This window comes from Mycobacterium ulcerans subsp. shinshuense, assembly GCF_002355775.1.
Taxonomy (GTDB): Bacteria; Actinomycetota; Actinomycetes; order Mycobacteriales; family Mycobacteriaceae; genus Mycobacterium; species Mycobacterium marinum.
The window spans coordinates 1,796,092-1,809,495 of sequence record NZ_AP017624.1; the positions used below are offsets into that span (position 1 = coordinate 1,796,092).

Here is a 13,404-nt window from a genome sequence, read left to right on the forward strand (position 1 = left end):
CTCGCGGGTGGGGGAGCGGGTAGCGCGCGAGTCTGTCGAACACCTGATAAAGTTTTCAATTGATAAATTCACAGAAGCTGAAATTGTGGAATTTTAAGCGAGGTCGGGTGACGGAGCCGGTCTACAAGCTCAAGGCCGAGTTCTTCAAGACGCTGGGGCATCCGGCCCGGGTCAGGATTCTCGAACTGCTCTCCGAGCGGGACCATACGGTGGCCGAGCTGTTGCCGGAGGTGGGCCTGGAGTCGTCCAATCTGTCTCAGCAGCTCGGCGTCCTGCGCCGGGCTGGAGTGGTGAGCGCGACCAAGGATGGCAACACGGTCATCTACTCGATCACTTCGCCATTGATCGCCGAACTGATGGCCGTGGCGCGCCGGGTGTTGACCGGGATGCTCAGCGGTCAGGTCGCCATGCTCGAGGATCTGCGGGCCGGCGTTCCGGGCGCGGACAACTAGCGGGGCGGCGGGCAATGGGTTGGATCGCCAGAATCATGCGGCTGGGCCTGGTGGCCGAGAAGCTGGGGGACGAATCCACCCCGGCGGTGGCGGCGCCGGCCGGGTTGCGGGGGTCCCTGCAGGTGCGCCACGTCGATGCCGGGTCCTGCAATGGCTGCGAGGTGGAGATCTCCGGAGCGTTCGGGCCGGTCTATGACGCCGAGCGGGTTGGGGCGCGGCTGGTGGCCTCGCCGCGGCACGCGGATGCGCTGCTGGTCACCGGGGTGGTGACCAGGAACATGGCGCAACCTTTGAAGAACACCTTGGCGGCCACACCCCAACCGCGGGTGGTGATCGCGTGCGGCGACTGCGCCCTCAACCGTGGGGTGTTTGCCGACGCCTATGGGGTGGTGGGTGCGGTCAGCGAGGTCGTCCCCGTCGATGTCGAAGTCCCGGGCTGTCCACCCACGCCCGACCAGGTGGTTGCCGCGCTGCGATCAGTGACCGGCCGGTGACGGCGACACTGTCGGACGCACCGCCCGAGCATCAGGTTGCGCTGTCGGGCAACGGCTTCGGGGCGGTGCTGAGCGGCGCGACCACGGCGGGCATCGGCGCGTGCGGTACCGCCCTGGGGCTCACCGCGGTCTTCGGCGTGGTGCGGCAGGTTCACATTGCCTGGCTGGTGCCGCTGATCGGCGTCGATTTCGATATCGGGCGCCTCGGTGGGTTCTTCATTGCCCTCACGGGTGCGGTGGCCGTGGTCGCCGGCATTTACAGCATCGGGTATGCGCGCCGTGAGCACCTCGGTGCGGTCGCGCTGACCATGCTGCCGGTGTTTGTCACCGCGATGCTGCTGGTGCCCGCGGCCGGATCGGTGAGCACGTTCCTGCTGGCGTGGGAGCTGATGGCGATTTCCTCGCTGGTGCTGGTTGCGACGGATCATCGCCGCGCGCAGGTTCGTTCGGCGGCGGGCTACTACGCGATGATGACCCAGCTGGGCTTCGCGACACTGCTGCTCGGACTGATGGTGCTGGCCGCCGCGGCCGGTACCGATCGCTTCGCCGACATGGCGGTGCCGTCGGAGGGGGTACGCACCTTCGTTTTCGTTGCGACATTGCTCGGATTCGGATCGAAGGCGGGCTTGCTGCCGTTGCATGCATGGTTGCCGCGGGCACACCCGGAGTCGCCCAGTCCGGTGTCGGCGTTGATGAGTGCCGCCATGGTCAACCTCGGCATCTATGGTCTGGTGCGGATTGATCTGCAGTTGCTCGGGCCGGGACCCAAGTGGTGGGGCGTGACACTGCTTGTGATCGGCGCTTTTTCGGCCATGTACGGGGTGCTGCAGGCGTCGGTGGCCACCGATCTCAAGCGTCTGCTCGGGTATTCGACGATTGAAAACATGGGCCTGGTGACCCTCGGGCTGGGGGCGGCCACGCTGTTGTCGGCGGCCGGTGCCGGCCCGGCGGCCGTCATCGCGATGACCGCGGCCCTGCTACACCTGATCGCCCATGCGGCGTTCAAGAGTCTCGGATTCCTGGCCGCCGGTTCGGTTCTGGTGGCGACGCAACAGCGCGACCTGGACATGCTGGGCGGCCTTGCGCATCGGATGCGCTGCACCACCACATTCTTCGGTATCGCCGCACTCGGCGCTTCCGGATTGCCGCTCGGCGCCGGCTTCGTCAGCGAATGGCTGCTGGTGCAGTCGCTGATTCACGCCCGGCCCGAACACAACACCATCGTGGGTTTGGCCACCCCACTGGGAGTCGGTGCCGTCGCACTGACGACGGGGCTGGGGGTGGCCGCCATGGTGAAGGCATTCGGTACCGGGTTTCTGGCGCGACCCCGCTCGGGGTCGGCCGAGCGGGCGCGGGAAGCCCCGGCCACCATGCTCGTGGGCATGGCGGTCGCCGCCCTCGGGTGTGTGGTCATCGCGATCGCGCCGGCGGTCGTCACGGGACCGCTGCAATCGGTGCTGGACACCCTGCCCGCATCCAGGAATGCCGATCTGACCGACCTGGGCGCGGTGTTGCGACTACCGGGGATGGACGGCTCGATCGCACCGGCACTGCTGGCCGCGGCCCTGGTGGCGGCCCTGCTGGTGGTGCTGGTGCTGGCTCGCTGGGGGTCACGTCACCGCCCGGAGCCGGTGACCTCGCCGCTATGGGCATGCGGCGCAGACGAACTCACCGCCCGGATGGAATGCACGCCGACCTCCTTTGCGCAACCGCTGCAACGCGTCTTCGACGACGTGCTGCGGCCCGATACCGGCATCGAGGTGACTCACCTGGAAGCAACCCGCTATCACGTCGAGCAGATCGCCTATCGCGCCCATCTCAGCGATGCCATCGAAGACCGCGTCTACGCCCCGGTGTTGCGGGCACTGGCGTGGTGTGCGCAGGTGATCCGTCGCGCGCACAACGGAAGCGTGCACCTCTACCTGGGCTACGGCGCCCTGGGCGTGCTCATAGTGCTGGTGGTGGCGCGATGAACCTGATGTCGGCGATGGCCGGGGCGGCGCAGATCGGCGCCGTCATTCTCGGTGCCCCGTTGGTGATCGGGCTGATGCGACAGATCCGGGCGCGATCCGAAGGGCGCTGTGGCGCGGGAATTCTGCAGCCCTGGCGCGATTTGCGCAAGCAGCAGGTCACCCCGGAGGGGACCACGGCGGTGTTTGCCGTGGCACCGGCCGTGGTGGCGGCAACCACCCTGTTGATCGCGGCGATCGCACCGCTGGTCGCCACCGGCTCACCGCTGGACCCGGTGGGCGACTTGTTTGTGGTGGTGGGCCTGCTGTTCTTGGGTACCGTCGCGTTGACCCTGGCCGGAATCGATACCGGGACTTCCTTCGGCGGCATGGGCGCCAGCCGTGAGATCACCATCGCCGCCTTGGTTGAACCCACCATCCTGTTAGCGGTCTTCGCGCTGTCCATTCCCGCGAAATCGGCCAATCTTGGCGCCATCGTCGCCTTTAGCCTCGAGAACCCGGCCGAAGTGGTGTCACTGGCCGGAATACTGGCCTTCGTAGCCTTGGTGATCGTCGTCATCGTGGAGACCGGCCGGCTCTCGGTCGACAACCCCGCCACCCACCTGGAGCTGACCATGGTGCACGAGGCGATGGTGCTGGAATACGCGGGACCACGGCTGGGCGTCATCGAGTGGGCCAGCGGCATGCGGCTCACCGTGCTACTGGCACTGCTGGCGAATCTCTTTGTGCCGTGGGGGATCGCGGGTGCGGATCCCAGCCTGATCGGGATTGCGGTCGGCATCGCGGCGATCAGTATCAAGGTCGCGATTGCCGCCGGTGTGCTGGCTACCGTGGAGGTGTTCATCGCCAAGCTGCGATTGTTCCGGGTGCCCGAATTGCTGGCGGGCTCGTTCCTGCTGGCGCTGCTGGCGGTCACGTCAGCCAATTTCTTTACGGCCCAGGTGTGATGCGATGACCGATCTCAACTACGCCGGTGTGCTTGACCTCGCCCCAGCAGGGCTGGTCCTGACCGCAGTGCTGATCGTGTGGCGGCGCGACCTGCGCTCGATCGTGTGGCTGCTGGCGGCGCAGGGTCTTGCGCTGGCCGCGATCCCGATGATTCTTGGTGTGCACTCCCATGACTGGGAGCTCGTTGGCATCGGTCTGGCCCTGTTCGCGCTGCGCGCAGTGGTCCTGCCGTGGCTGCTGGCCCGTGCGCTGGGAGCTGAGAAACATGAGCAACGGGAGGCGACCCCGCTGGTCAACACCACCGCGTCACTACTGATTGCGGCGGTGCTGACGGTGGTCGCGTTGGCGGTCACCCGCCCCATCGTGGACCTGCACTCCAGCGCGGCGGTCAGTGCCGTACCGGGAGGTCTGGCGGTGGTGCTGATCGCGCTGTTCGTGATGGTGACCCGGCGCCACGCCATCTCACAGGCCGCGGGATTTCTCATGTTGGACAACGGGATCGCGGCCACGGCGTTTCTGCTCACGGCTGGGGTGCCGCTGATTGTCGAAATGGGTGCTTCGCTGGACGTGCTTTTCGCGCTGATCGTGCTGGGTGTGCTCACCGGACGACTGCGGCGGACGTTCGGCGGCACCGACCTGGACCGGCTACAGGAACTGCGGGACTGATGACTGCTTTGATTCTGGTGCCGATCGTGGCGCCACTGGTGGCGGCAGCCTTCGCACTGGCCGGCGGCTGGCGGCGCGCAACCGCGGTGCTCACCGTGCTGTCGGCGGTCGCTGTGCTCGGATCGGGCATTGCGCTTGGTCTTCAGGCAACGCCGCAACCACACCTGGTGCTGGGCGGCTTGCTGCGCGTCGACGCGTTGTCGGTGATCATGCTGATCGTCATCGGGGCCGTCGGCACCTTGGCGACCTGGGCGAGCATCGGCTACATCGATGCCGAACTCGAACACGGCCACCCCGATCGCCGCGATGCCCGGCTGTACGGGGCGCTGATGCCGGCGTTCTTGGCGGCAATGGCGATCGCGGCGTCCGCCAACAACATCGGGTTGATCTGGGTCGCGGTGGAAGCCACCACGGTTGTCACCGCGTTTCTGGTCGGACACCGTAGGACTCGCACCGCGCTGGAAGCCACCTGGAAGTACGTGGTGATCTGCTCGGTCGGCATCGCGGTGGCATTTCTGGGCACGGTGCTGTTGTACTTCGCGGCGCAACACGCCGGCGCCGACGGTGCCAACGCGCTCAACCTCGATGTCCTGACGGCCTGTGCGGCACACCTCAACCCGGCCGTCACGCGGCTCGCCGGTGGTCTGCTGCTGATCGGGTACGGCGCCAAAGTCGGCCTGGCGCCCTTTCACGGTTGGCTGGCCGACGCGCACAGCCAGGCCCCGGCACCGGTCTCGGCATTGATGAGCGGGGTGTTGCTTTCGGTGGCCTTCTCGGTGCTGATCCGCCTACGGCCGGTCATTGATGCCGCGGTGGGGCCGGGTTACCTGCGCGCCGGGCTATTGACGGTTGGGCTCACCACGGTGCTCATCGCGGCCTTCCTGCTCACCGTGGTCACCGATCTCAAGCGGATGCTGGCCTACTCCTCGATGGAGAACATGGGCCTGATCGCGATTGCGGCCGCGGCGGGAACCAAGCTGGCGATCGCGGCCCTGCTGTTGCATGTGCTTGCGCACGGCATCGGCAAGACGGTGTTGTTCCTGGCCGGTGGGCAGCTGCAGTCCGCGCATGACTCGGCGAGCATCGCCGACATCACCGCGGTGTTGTCGCGGTCGCGGGTGGTCGGCGTCTCGTTTGCCGTTGGTGTCGTTGTGCTGCTCGGGTTGCCGCCGTTTGCAATGTTTGCCAGCGAGGTGTCGATCGCCCGGTCGCTGGCCAACTCCGGGCTGGCCTGGGTGCTCGGTGTGACATTGCTGTTGATGGTGGTGGCTTTCGCTGCGCTGGTGGCGAATTCGCGGCGGATGCTGCTCGGCGCCGCCAGCGAGGGTGCTCCGGGGATCGCGGTGCCCGCGACGGTGGCGGCGGCCCTGGTGACCGGCGTCGTGGCCTGCATCGCGTTGGGGGTCACCGCGGGACCGCTGGGCGGGCTTTTCGATGCGGCCGCGGGTCAGTTCGGAGCGAACTGATGGCACACAAGACGGTCAGCCGCACGGTTTCGGATGCCGAACTCGCCGAATCGGTGGCGGAACTACTGGCCGAGGGCTACCGGCTTGCGTTGGTCGCGGCGCACGACGATGGCGACGCACTGCGGGTGGTCTACCTGCTGGTGGCGGGACAGCCGGATCGGCGAGTCGAGCTGACGCTGCGCACCGGCGCGGCGAATCCGTCGGTGCCGTCGCTGGCGGAGTTGTCCATCCCGGCGGGCCGCTTCGAGCGGGAAATGATGAACCTGTACGGGATTTCGCCAGTGGGGCATCCGCAACCACGACGGCTGGTGCGCCACGCGCATTGGCCGCAGGATTGGCATCCGATGCGCCGCGACGCCGGTGACCCGCCGCCCTTCGATGCGGTGGGACGCTTTCCATTCGTGACCGTTGAGGGCCCGGGGGTCTACGAGATCCCGGTCGGGCCGGTCCATGCCGGCCTGATCGAGCCCGGCCACTTCCGGTTCTCGGTGATCGGTGAATCGATACTGCGGCTCAAGGCGCGACTATGGTTCGTACACCGGGGCGTCGAGAAGCTCTTCGAGGGGCGAAATGCGCTGGGCGCCAGGGAGGCTGTGGAACTCGCCGAACGAATCAGCGGAGACAGTTCGGCGGCGCATTCGCTGGCGCACTGCCTGGCCGTCGAGGACGCGCTGGGATTGGATGTGCCCGAACCGGTGCACCGGCTGCGCGTCCTGCTGGTGGAATTGGAGCGGCTTTACAACCACGTGACCGATCTGGGTGCGCTGGCCAACGATGTGGGTTTTGCCCTGGCCAACGCCCATGCGCAGGGCATCCGCGAGCGGGTGTTGCGGATCAACCGGCGGGTCACCGGACATCGCCTGCTGAGGGCCGCGATGGCGCCTGGAGGCGTTGTGCTGCAGGAGCTTCCGGATCCGGCGGAGCTGCACGCGGTGGCCGCAGAGGTTGCCGAGATCAGCGAGCTGACGCTGCGAAATTCGGTCGTCTACGACCGGTTCGCCGAGACCGCGGTGCTGCACAGCGAGGATGCGCGCGCGCTCGGGTGCCTCGGCTACGTTGCGCGCGCCAGCGGCATCGCTACCGATGCCCGGCTGGATAACCCGACGGCCGAGCTGCCGGTCACCGCGGTTGCGGCCGGCGGAGGTGACGTCCTGGCTCGCTACACGATTCGGCGCGACGAGTTCGCCGCATCGGTCGCGTTGGCCTGCCACCTGGTCGAGAACCACCACGGTCGAACCCGGTTCGCGCCGCCGCCGGCGGCCAACGGCGCGCGGTCGGCGCTGACATCGGGCGTTGGGATCGTCGAAGGCTGGCGCGGCGCGGTGCTGCATCGGGTCGAAGTCGACGGCGCGGGCCGCATCACCCGATGCAAGATCGTCGATCCCTCGTGGTTCAACTGGCCCGCGTTGCCGGTCGCCATGGCCGACACCATCGTCCCGGACTTTCCGTTGGCGAATAAGAGCTTCAATTTGTCCTATGCCGGCAATGACCTCTAGTGCGGTGTAGGCCCCTCGCGGGGCCCGGCCCGGCGAACCCGGGCGGGGCGAGACGACCCGGCAACGGTTGCGGTGGCGCGGTACGGCACGATGGTCGAGTGTCTGAAGCTGGGCCTGATACAGCCGATCCCGACCTGTTGATCGACTTCAGAGACGTTTCGCTGCGTCGCGGCGGACGCACCTTGGTCGGTCCGCTGGACTGGGCCGTCGAACTCGACGAGCGTTGGGTGATCCTGGGCCCCAACGGCGCCGGCAAGACCTCCTTGCTTCGGATGGCCGCCGCCTCCGAGCACCCGTCCTCGGGGGTTGCCTTCGTCCTGGGCGAACGGCTGGGCCGGGTCGACGTGTCGGAGCTGCGCGCGCGCATCGGGCTGAGTTCCTCGGCCCTGGCGCAGCGCATACCCACCGACGAAGTGGTGCGAGACCTCGTCGTATCGGCCGGCTACGCGGTGTTGGGCAGGTGGCGGGAGCGCTACGAGGACGTCGACTACCGCCGGGCCGTCGACATGCTGGAGAGCCTGGGTGCCGAGCATCTGGCCGACCGCACCTACGGAACCCTGTCCGAGGGGGAGCGCAAGCGGGTCCTGATCGCCCGTGCGTTGATGACCGACCCCGAACTGTTGCTGCTCGATGAGCCCGCGGCCGGCCTCGACTTGGGCGGCCGCGAGGAATTGGTGGCGCGGCTGGCCGATCTGGCCGCCGACCCGGATGCGCCCGCCCTGGTGCTGGTCACCCACCATGTCGAAGAGGTTCCTCCCGGCTTCAGCCACTGCCTGCTGCTGGCGGAGGGCCACGTCGTGGCATCGGGCCTATTGTCTGACGTGCTCACCGCCGAAAACCTGTCGGCCGCATTCGGCCAACAGATTGCCGTCGATTTCGTCGACGGGCGATATTTCGCCCGCCGGATCCGCGCCCGCGCAGCCCACCGGAGGCAGCAATGAATTCCCCGCCAGACCCCGTTCCATTGCAGGCCAGGCCCGCAGCAACCGTGATGCTGGTCCGCGACACCGGGCTCGACACCGGACTCTCGGTATTCCTGATGCGACGACACGCGGCGATGGATTTCGCTGCCGGGGTGATGGTGTTTCCCGGCGGCGGCGTCGACGACCGGGACCGCAGCGCCGACCTGGGCGGGCTGGGGGCCTGGGCCGGCCCGCCGCCGTTGTGGTGGGCCCAGCGCTTCGGCATCCAACCCGATCTGGCTGAGGCGCTGGTCTGCGCCGCGGCGCGCGAGACGTTCGAGGAATCCGGGGTGTTGTTCGCCGGACCGGCCGACGACCCCGACGGCATCGTCGGTGACGCCTCGATATACAGCGAGTCCCGCGCGGCGCTGGCCGACCACACGCTGTCCTTCGCGGACTTCCTGCGCCGCGAAAACCTGGTGCTGCGCGCCGATCTGCTGCGGCCCTGGGCGAACTGGATTACCCGGGAGGCGGAACGGACCCGTCGCTACGACACCTTTTTCTTCGTCGGAGCCCTGCCGGAGGGGCAGCGCGCCGACGGCGAGAACACCGAATCCGATCGGGCGGAGTGGATGCTGCCCCGTGATGCCATCGCCGACTTCGCCGCGGGCCGAAACTTCCTCTTGCCGCCGACCTGGACTCAGCTGGACGCGCTGGCCGGCCATACCGTCGCCGATGTGCTCGCCGTGGAACGCAAGATCGTGCCGGTGCAACCCAACCTCGCGCTCGAGGGCGACAACTGGGAGATCGAGTTTTTCGACTCCGATCGCTACAACCAGGCGCGGATCTCCGGCGGATCGACCGTTTGGCCGTTATGAACGAGTTCGTCAGCGTCGTGGCTGACCAGGGACTGGCCACCTTGGTGGTGTTCAGGGCACCCACCAATGCGATGACCCGCCAGGTCTACCGGGAGATCGTCGCGGCCGCCGACGAGCTGGGACGCCGCGACGACATCGGCGCAGTTGTGCTCTTCGGCGGCCACGAGATTTTCTCCGCCGGCGACGACATGCCCGAACTGCGGACCCTCAACGCCCCGGAGGCCGACACCGCCGCCCGGGTCCGGCTGGAGGCCATCGATGCGGTGGCGGCGATTCCGAAACCAACCGTGGCGGCCGTCACTGGATACGCGTTGGGCGCGGGGCTGACCCTGGCGCTGGCGGCCGACTGGCGGGTCAGCGGTGACAACGTGAAGTTCGGCGCGACCGAGATCCTCGCCGGCCTGATTCCCGGCGGCGGCGGCATGGGGCGCCTGACCCGCGTGGTCGGGTCCAGCAGAGCCAAGGAGCTGGTTTTCAGCGGGCGATTCTTCGACGCCGAGGAGGCCCTCGCGTTGGGCCTGATCGACGACATGGTGGCCCCCGACGACGTCTACGACTCCGCCGTCGCGTGGGCCCGCCGCTATCTGGAATGCCCGCCGCGCGCCTTGGCCGCCGCCAAGGCGGTCATCAACGACGTCTTCGAACTGGAAGCCACCGAACGGGCCGCCGCGGAACGGCGCCGCTATGTCGAGCTGTTTGCCGCTGGTCAGCGCGGTCCTGACGGCCGTGGGCCGGGCGGTGGTAACACGGGCGACCAAGACGGTCGTTAGGCTGCCCTGCATGACGAGGAGCTCGGAGATACCTGCCGACGTGGCGCCCAACCCGCACGCCACTGCCGAAGAGGTGGAGGCCGCCCGGCACGACAGCAAGCTCGCCCAGGTGCTCTACCACGATTGGGAAGCCGAGAACTACGACGAGAAGTGGTCGATCTCGTATGACCAGCGTTGCGTCGAGTACGCCCGGGGCCGCTTCGACGCCATCGTGCCCGCCCAAGTCCACGCCGATCTGCCGTATGAGCGGGCGTTGGAGCTTGGCTGTGGTACCGGGTTTTTTCTGCTCAACCTGATCCAGGCGGGGGTCGCCCGGCGCGGCTCGGTGACCGACCTATCCCCGGGCATGGTCAAGGTCGCCACCCGCAACGGGCAGTCACTGGGGCTCGACATCGATGGCCGAGTGGCCGACGCCGAGGGCATACCCTACGACGACGACACGTTCGACCTGGTGGTCGGGCACGCCGTGCTACACCACATCCCCGATGTCGAGTTGTCGCTGCGTGAAGTGATGCGTGTGTTGAAACCGGGCGGCCGGTTCGTGTTCGCGGGGGAGCCCACCACGGTGGGCAACGAGTACGCCCGCACGCTGTCCACCCTGACCTGGCGAATCGCCACCAACGTCACCAAACTGCCCGGCCTGGGCGGCTGGCGGCGGCCGCAGGAAGAGCTCGACGAATCCTCGCGGGCCGCGGCCCTGGAGGCCATCGTCGACCTGCATACCTTCGCCCCCGAGGACCTGGAACGGATGGCGAAAAACGCCGGGGCGATCCGGGTCGAGACGGCCAGCGAAGAGTTCAGTGCCGCCATGTTCGGCTGGCCGGTGCGCACGTTCGAATCCTCGGTGCCGCCCGGGCGACTGGGCTGGAACTGGGCGAGGTTCGCCTTCAACGGCTGGAAGGCACTGAGCTGGATGGACGCCAACGTCTGGCGGCATGTGGCGCCCAAAGGCTGGTTCTACAACGTGGTGGTCACCGGGGTTAAGCCCTCCTGAGCCCTGCGGGCACCGGCGTCGTTTTCGGCGTCGACGACGTCGCCTACCTGCGCTCCGACGCAGGTACCGCCGCCCTTCGCGCGGTCGCCGATCTGGAACTGCGGGACGCGACCCGAATCGCCGACATCACCGCGGCGCGCGCCCGCTTCGGCGAGCGCACCCCCATGCTGATCGAGACGACCCTGCTACGACGTCGGGCCGTGGCAAAACTGGGTGGGCTGTGCCCGAGTACGCCGGTGTCGGACTGGCTGTTCACCGACACCGCCTTGCAGCAGGCCACGGTGGCGGCGGTGGCCCTGCACCGGGCCAGGCGATTGGCCGATCTGACGGTGCACGACGCGACCTGCTCCATCGGCACTGAGCTGGCCGCGCTGTGCCGATCGGCGGCGACGGTGATCGGCAGCGACATCGACCCGGTACGGCTGGCGATGGCGCGCCACAACCTGGGGGGCGCGGTCGGGTTGTGCCGTGCCGACGCGCTGCGGCCGGTGACCCGGGACACGGTCGTCCTGGTCGATCCGGCGCGTCGCAGCAAGGGGCGCCGGCGCTTCAGTCCGGGCGATTATCAGCCCGGGCTGGGGCCCGTTCTCGACGTCTACCGCGATCGGCCGCTGGTGGTGAAGTGCGCGCCCGGGATTGATTTCGATCAGGTGAGTCGCCTGGGTTTCGACGGCGAAATCGAGGTGACGTCCTACCAGGGCTCGGTTCGCGAGGCGTGCCTGTGGTCGCGGGGCCTGGCCGCAGCTGGGGTGTGCCGTCGGGCCAGCATCCTCGACAGCGGCGAACAGATCACCGATTCCGAGCCCGACGACTGCGACGTGCGTCCCGCCGGGCGCTGGATCATCGATCCCGACGGAGCGGTGGTCCGGGCCGGCCTGGTGCGCCACTACGGCGCCAGGCACGGGCTGTGGCAGCTCGATCCCAATATCGCCTATCTGTCCGGCGACACCCTGCCAGAAGGGATACGGGGCTTCGAGGTGCTCGAGGCGCTACCGTTCGACGAGCGGCGGCTGCGTCAGGCCCTGAACGCGCTGGACTGCGGAGCGCTGGAGATTCTGGTCCGGGGCGTGCAGGTCGATCCTGACGCCCTGCGCCGGCGGCTACGGCCGCGTGGCGGCCGCGCGCTGTCGGTGGTGATCACGCGCATCGGTACGGGAAGCGCCAGCCACGTGACGGCATACGTTTGCTGTCCGTCGCGGTAGCGTCCGGGTACGCTGGCGGCGGTCACCCCTTTGCAACGCCACCGCCCGTTTTGGTCTGCGAGGAAAAATCAACGATGCGCTTAATGATTGCGGCCGCAATGCTTGTCAGTGCGGTCCTATTGGCTTGGCCGGCTGCCGCCGAGCCGCCGTCCTGTGCCAGCCTCGGCGGCAACGTCGAAGGCGCTCAGATGTGCCACATCCACGCGACGGGGTCCACGTACACGTTGGACATCACGTTTCCCCAGGACTACCCGGATCAGCAGGCGCTGACCGACTACATCACCCAGAACCGGGACGGGTTCGTCAGCGTGGCGACCGGGTCCGGGCGACGTGATCAGCCCTATCAGATGGACGCTACCACCGAACAACACGCCGCCGGCCAGCCGCCGCACAACACCCGCAGCGTGGTGCTGAAGTTCTTCCAGGATCTCGGTGGCGCACACCCCTTCACCTGGTACAAGGCTTTCAACTACAACCTCGGGACCAAGCAGCCGATCACCTTCGACACCTTGTTCGCGCCGGGGACCACCCCGCTGGACGCCATCTACCCGATCGTCCAGCGCGAGCTGGCGCACCAGACCGGGCTCGGTGTGGCGATCCTGCCCTCCAATGGTCTGGACCCGACGCACTACCAGAACTTCGCCATCACCGACACCGACGTGATCTTCTATTTTGCTCAGGGTGAGCTGCTGCCGTCGTTTGCCGGCGCTACCCAGGCCCAGGTGCCGCGCAATGCCATCCCGCCCCTGGCGATCTGAGGTTCACACGGGGCCGGCCAGCGATTCCATCGCCGCGGCGCCGATGCCCAGCGTCAGCTGGGCCACACACCCGATGATCGGCACCACGAAGGCCACGTTGTGCCGTGCGAGCCGGTACACGCTGATGATGAGATCGGCGAGAAATATCACGATGCCGCCCCAAAAACCCAGCCCGATCGCTTTGTCGACCCAGGAGGGATCACCGCAGGTCTGGTAGCCGCACGGGTCGGTACCCATGACGAGCAGGCCCAACACCAACATCGTCACCACGAATAAGAAGGCGTGCAGGACCAGCAGGGCGATGGTGAGGGTGACATTTACCGCTCGATGGGCCTTGGCGCGACAGCTGCCGGCGCCGCCGGTGTGCACCGGGGCGAGATCGTCGGTAGACACCCAACAAGTATGGCC

Annotated in this window: 14 protein-coding genes; 13 read left to right on the plus strand and 1 reads right to left on the minus strand. The window is 67.8% G+C overall.

Going from position 1 to position 13,404, the window contains the following annotated elements; translation table 11 throughout:
- Nucleotides 1–107 precede the first annotated feature (107 nt).
- The 13 genes from SHTP_RS08250 to SHTP_RS08310 all read left to right on the plus strand — a co-directional run bounded on the left by SHTP_RS08250 (nucleotide 108) and on the right by SHTP_RS08310 (nucleotide 12,996).
- Entirely contained in the window at nucleotides 108–452 is a 345-nt protein-coding gene (locus tag SHTP_RS08250) for an ArsR/SmtB family transcription factor (RefSeq protein WP_096370287.1), read from the plus strand.
- Between the two features lie 14 nt (nucleotides 453–466).
- Nucleotides 467–946 carry an NADH-quinone oxidoreductase subunit B family protein gene (locus tag SHTP_RS08255; protein ID WP_011739972.1) on the plus strand — a complete coding sequence of 160 codons (480 nt, stop codon included), beginning with the start codon at nucleotides 467–469 and terminating at the stop codon, nucleotides 944–946.
- A complete protein-coding gene (locus tag SHTP_RS08260) occupies nucleotides 943–2,919 on the plus strand; it encodes a proton-conducting transporter transmembrane domain-containing protein (RefSeq protein ID WP_096370288.1) in 1,977 nt (658 codons plus the stop codon). Before SHTP_RS08255 ends, SHTP_RS08260 begins: the two co-directional genes overlap by 4 nt.
- A 5-nt stretch (nucleotides 2,920–2,924) precedes the next feature.
- Nucleotides 2,925–3,863 carry a respiratory chain complex I subunit 1 family protein gene (locus SHTP_RS08265; RefSeq protein ID WP_096372389.1) on the plus strand — a complete coding sequence of 313 codons (939 nt, stop codon included), beginning with the start codon at nucleotides 2,925–2,927 and terminating at the stop codon, nucleotides 3,861–3,863.
- 4 nt (nucleotides 3,864–3,867) lie between these two features.
- Nucleotides 3,868–4,530, plus strand: coding sequence for a hypothetical protein (locus tag SHTP_RS08270; RefSeq protein WP_096370289.1), 663 nt, complete (start codon nucleotides 3,868–3,870; stop codon nucleotides 4,528–4,530).
- The gene (locus SHTP_RS08275) at nucleotides 4,530–5,996 is read left to right on the plus strand and encodes a proton-conducting transporter transmembrane domain-containing protein (protein WP_096370290.1); all 1,467 of its coding nucleotides are present in this window, start codon (nucleotides 4,530–4,532) and stop codon (nucleotides 5,994–5,996) included. Before SHTP_RS08270 ends, SHTP_RS08275 begins: the two co-directional genes overlap by 1 nt.
- Entirely contained in the window at nucleotides 5,996–7,492 is a 1,497-nt protein-coding gene (locus tag SHTP_RS08280; RefSeq protein ID WP_096370291.1) for a hydrogenase large subunit, read from the plus strand. The genes SHTP_RS08275 and SHTP_RS08280 overlap by 1 nt, the downstream gene beginning before the upstream one ends.
- A 98-nt stretch (nucleotides 7,493–7,590) precedes the next feature.
- Complete coding sequence (locus SHTP_RS08285; protein WP_012393487.1) at nucleotides 7,591–8,433, plus strand: ABC transporter ATP-binding protein; 843 nt, start codon at nucleotides 7,591–7,593, stop codon at nucleotides 8,431–8,433.
- Entirely contained in the window at nucleotides 8,430–9,272 is an 843-nt protein-coding gene (locus SHTP_RS08290) for an NUDIX hydrolase (protein WP_096370292.1), read from the plus strand. Before SHTP_RS08285 ends, SHTP_RS08290 begins: the two co-directional genes overlap by 4 nt.
- Nucleotides 9,269–10,042 carry an enoyl-CoA hydratase gene (locus SHTP_RS08295; RefSeq protein WP_096370293.1) on the plus strand — a complete coding sequence of 258 codons (774 nt, stop codon included), beginning with the start codon at nucleotides 9,269–9,271 and terminating at the stop codon, nucleotides 10,040–10,042. Before SHTP_RS08290 ends, SHTP_RS08295 begins: the two co-directional genes overlap by 4 nt.
- A gap of 10 nt (nucleotides 10,043–10,052) precedes the next feature.
- Entirely contained in the window at nucleotides 10,053–11,036 is a 984-nt protein-coding gene (locus SHTP_RS08300; protein ID WP_096370294.1) for a class I SAM-dependent methyltransferase, read from the plus strand.
- Nucleotides 11,037–11,200: 164 nt separating this feature from the next.
- Nucleotides 11,201–12,238, plus strand: a complete 1,038-nt coding sequence (locus SHTP_RS08305) for a THUMP-like domain-containing protein (protein WP_096370295.1) — start codon at nucleotides 11,201–11,203, stop codon at nucleotides 12,236–12,238.
- Between the two features lie 74 nt (nucleotides 12,239–12,312).
- A complete protein-coding gene (locus SHTP_RS08310) occupies nucleotides 12,313–12,996 on the plus strand; it encodes an esterase (protein ID WP_020728139.1) in 684 nt (227 codons plus the stop codon).
- A gap of 3 nt (nucleotides 12,997–12,999) precedes the next feature.
- On the opposite strand, the gene SHTP_RS08315 is transcribed toward SHTP_RS08310, so the two are convergent.
- Entirely contained in the window at nucleotides 13,000–13,389 is a 390-nt protein-coding gene (locus tag SHTP_RS08315) for a DUF6264 family protein (protein ID WP_096370296.1), read from the minus strand.
- Nucleotides 13,390–13,404 lie beyond the last annotated feature (15 nt).

Excerpts from the sequence above, each read along its gene's own strand:
- SHTP_RS08290 (WP_096370292.1), top strand. The coding sequence starts at position 8,430 with ATGAATTCCCCGCCAGACCCCGTTCCATTGCAGGCCAGGCCCGCAGCA.
- SHTP_RS08295 (WP_096370293.1), top strand. The coding sequence starts at position 9,269 with ATGAACGAGTTCGTCAGCGTCGTGGCTGACCAGGGACTGGCCACCTTG.
- SHTP_RS08265 (WP_096372389.1), top strand. The coding sequence starts at position 2,925 with ATGTCGGCGATGGCCGGGGCGGCGCAGATCGGCGCCGTCATTCTCGGT.
- SHTP_RS08270 (WP_096370289.1), top strand. The coding sequence starts at position 3,868 with ATGACCGATCTCAACTACGCCGGTGTGCTTGACCTCGCCCCAGCAGGG.
- SHTP_RS08275 (WP_096370290.1), top strand. The coding sequence starts at position 4,530 with ATGACTGCTTTGATTCTGGTGCCGATCGTGGCGCCACTGGTGGCGGCA.
- SHTP_RS08255 (WP_011739972.1), top strand. The coding sequence starts at position 467 with ATGGGTTGGATCGCCAGAATCATGCGGCTGGGCCTGGTGGCCGAGAAG.
- SHTP_RS08280 (WP_096370291.1), top strand. The coding sequence starts at position 5,996 with ATGGCACACAAGACGGTCAGCCGCACGGTTTCGGATGCCGAACTCGCC.
- SHTP_RS08305 (WP_096370295.1), top strand. The coding sequence starts at position 11,201 with ATGCTGATCGAGACGACCCTGCTACGACGTCGGGCCGTGGCAAAACTG.
- SHTP_RS08300 (WP_096370294.1), top strand. The coding sequence starts at position 10,053 with ATGACGAGGAGCTCGGAGATACCTGCCGACGTGGCGCCCAACCCGCAC.
- SHTP_RS08310 (WP_020728139.1), top strand. The coding sequence starts at position 12,313 with ATGCGCTTAATGATTGCGGCCGCAATGCTTGTCAGTGCGGTCCTATTG.